The sequence below is a fragment of the Streptomyces sp. genome (assembly GCF_031178505.1).
Classification (GTDB): domain Bacteria; phylum Actinomycetota; class Actinomycetes; order Streptomycetales; family Streptomycetaceae; genus Streptomyces; species Streptomyces gulbargensis.
The window spans coordinates 1-3166 of record NZ_JAPSIW010000783.1 but is presented as its reverse complement, the minus strand read 5'-3'; the positions used below and the strand labels follow the sequence as shown (position 1 = coordinate 3166).

Here is a 3166-nt window from a genome sequence, read left to right as displayed (position 1 = left end):
CGTCGAGCGGGTTCACGTTCACCGGCATACGACCACCTCTTGTGCGAGCGGGCTCACCGGGTACCTCGTCCGGGCCCCGGTAGGCACCCTCGCCTCGGAGTACCTGCGGGCCCGCCCTCCCCTCCCCTCCCCTCCCCTCCACGAGGAGAGGAGAAGGAGGAGGCCGGTGCGCCGGTGCGCCGGCCGGTCGGCCGGCGGCGCGTGGAGCGCCGTGACGCGGACGGTCCCGCGTTCCGTCGTCCTGCGCGACCCCGCCCCCGCTCCCCGCGTCCGCGCCGATCGGGAGCAGCCCGTCGTACACGCCGCACCGGGACCGGCGCCATCGTCACCGGCCCGCCGGCCGACCAGCGGTCCGGGCACTGCCCGACGGCGGGACGGACGCCGGTGAGGACGTCGCCGCGGCGGCCGTACGGGAACGGGCGGGGGAAGCGGACCGCGGGCCCGTGCCGCGCGGCTGCTCGCCCCGCCGGCGGACCGCGCCGGCGGCGTGCCCCGGAAGGCGGTCCGCGGCGGCCGCTGCTCCGGTGCGCCGGCCGTCACCGAGCCCGCCTGGCGCTCCCGGCGCCGGGAACGAGACGGCCGATCCGCCCGGCCCGTACCGGCCGCTGTCCGCGCGGAGCGCGCGGGTCGTGGAGCCGGACCGGTCCCCCGCCCGGCCTGCCCGCCGTACGCCCGTCCGCCCGCCCGGGGGCCGAATGGCCCTTCCGCGTGACACGGGGCACCCCGGGGCGCCGCCGGACGTTCTCCCCTCCGGAAGGCCGGAGGCCGCCGCAGGGGGCCGGCAACGGAGAGGGAATTCTCGAATGAACCATCAGAGGGTGTGCGACCTCATGAGCGACGCCGTCGTCCGCGTCCAGCGCGGCACGCCGTTCAAGGAGATCGCCCACCTGCTGCAGGAGTACGACATCACCGCCGTGCCCGTCGTGGACGCGGACGACCGTCCCGTGGGGGTGGTGTCGGAGGCGGACCTCCTGCAGAAGATCTGGGGCGGCGACGCCGCGCCGCCCGGCAGCGCCAAGGCGTCGGCCACGGACGCGGCGGGGCTGATGACCTCGCCGGCGGTCTGCGCACGGAAGGACTGGAGCGTCGTGGACGCCGCCCGGGTGATGGCCCGTCACGGCATCAAACGCCTGCTGGTGGTGGACGCGCAGGAGCGGCTGATCGGCGTGGTCAGCCGCAGTGACCTGCTGCGGGTCTTCCTTCGTGAGGACCGGGAGATCCGCACCGAGATCATCGAGGAGGCCCTGGTGCAGACGCTCGGACTGGCGCCCTCGGCCCTCCAGGTGGACGTGACGCACGGACACGTCGTGCTCACCGGGCACCTCCCCGAGCACGTGCCGGCCTCCGCGCTGGAGGAGCTGTGCGGGCACGTGGACGGGGTGGTCGCCGTGGAGTTCAGGGCGGCCGGCGACGTGGACGCCGAAGTGACGCGCTGACACCCGCCGGGTCTCCCGGGACAGCCGTCCGGACGCGCGCGGGATGCGGCCGGGCGGCGCGGACGGTCCGATGGGAGGCATGCGCAGACCCATAGCCGTGGCGGACGGCCGCTTCCGCCTGCTCGCGTCGGGCAGCCTGCTCGCCGCACTGTCGATTTTGTTCCCGCCGGCCGCCGTACCGTCGGCGGCCGATGACACCCCGGTCCGCGGCTCCGCCTTCATGGGCATGGGAGTGCTGGCCCACGAGGGCGTGGAGGCGAGCCCCGCCGGCACCCGCGCCGCCCAGACGGAGGGCGTGGACGTCTCCAGCCACCAGGGGGACGTCGCCTGGCGGTCCCTGTGGGACAGCGGGGTCAGGTGGGCCTATGTGAAGGCCACCGAGGGCACGTCCTACGTCAACCCCAAGTACGGGCAGCAGTACAACGGCTCGTACGACGTCGGCATGGTCCGCGGCGCCTACCACTTCGGGACGCCGGACACCTCCAGCGGCGCCGCGCAGGCGGACTGGTTCGTCGACCACGGCGGGGCCTGGGCGGCGGGCGGCCGGACGCTGCCGGGCGTGCTGGACATCGAGTGGAACCCGTACGGTTCCTCCTGCTACGGCAGGACGCCCGGGCAGATGGTGGCCTGGATCCGTGACTTCGTCGACCGGTACCGGGCCCGGACCGGCCGGGACGCGGTGATCTACACCTCCACCAGCTGGTGGAAGCAGTGCACCGGCGACGCCGTCGGGTTCGGCTCCAGCAATCCGCTGTGGATCGCCCGGTACGCCGCCACGCCCGGGACCCTCCCGGCCGGCTGGTCCCGGTACACCATGTGGCAGTACACCTCGACCGGGCCGATCGTCGGTGACCACGACCGGTTCAACGGAACCCCGGAGCAGCTGACCGCCTTCGCCAGGGGATGACCACGGGCGTCCGCCACCGGACCGAGGCAGCCGGTGCCGGACGACTTTTTTCGGCCAACGCGCGCTTCTTACCGAACAGTTGTCCAAGACCCTCTGTCGTGTCCGGGGGATGATCAATAACCTTGGGGCGTACGCCCGTCACCGCCCTCAGGGAGCCCCATGTCCACGGCTCAGCAGGTACCCGACATCCTCTCGCCCGAGTTCGCCGCAGACCCGTACCCCACCTACCGCGTGATGCGGGAGAGCGCGCCCCTCCTGTGGCACGAGGCCACGCAGAGCTACATCGTCTCCCGCTACGAGGACGTCGAGCGCGTCTTCAAGGACAAGGCCGGCCAGTTCACCACCGAGAACTACGACTGGCAGCTCGAACCGGTGCACGGCAGGACCATCCTCCAGCTCAGCGGCCGGGAGCACGCCGTGCGCCGGGCCCTGGTCGCGCCGGCCTTCCGCGGCTCCGACCTCCAGGACAAGTTCCTGCCCGTCATCGAGCGCAACTCCCGCGAGCTGATCGACGCCTTCCGGCACACCGGCTCCGCCGACCTGGTCAGCGACTACGCCACGCGTTTCCCGGTCAACGTGATCGCCGACATGCTCGGCCTGGACAAGGCCGACCACGAGCGGTTCCACCACTGGTACACGGCCGTCATCGCCTTCCTCGGCAACCTGTCCGGCGACCCGGAGGTGGCCGCGGCCGGGGAGCGGACCCGGGCGGAGTTCGCCGAGTACATGCTGCCGATCATCCGGGAGCGGCGCGACCGCCTCGGCGACGACCTGCTCTCCACGCTCTGCGCCGCCGAGGTCGACGGCGTGCGGATGAGCGACG

General features: G+C 73.4%; 3 protein-coding genes. All 3 read left to right on the top strand.

Going from position 1 to position 3166, the window contains the following annotated elements; translation table 11 throughout:
* The first annotated feature begins 803 nt into the window (after nucleotides 1–803).
* Entirely contained in the window at nucleotides 804–1436 is a 633-nt protein-coding gene (locus tag RIF68_RS32240) for a CBS domain-containing protein (RefSeq protein ID WP_309054810.1), read from the top strand.
* Between the two features lie 79 nt (nucleotides 1437–1515).
* A complete protein-coding gene (locus tag RIF68_RS32235; RefSeq protein WP_309054809.1) occupies nucleotides 1516–2343 on the top strand; it encodes a lysozyme in 828 nt (275 codons plus the stop codon).
* Between the two features lie 159 nt (nucleotides 2344–2502).
* Nucleotides 2503–3166 (top strand): cytochrome P450 (locus RIF68_RS32230; RefSeq protein WP_309054808.1); only part of this gene is annotated, 664 nt, incomplete at its 3' end.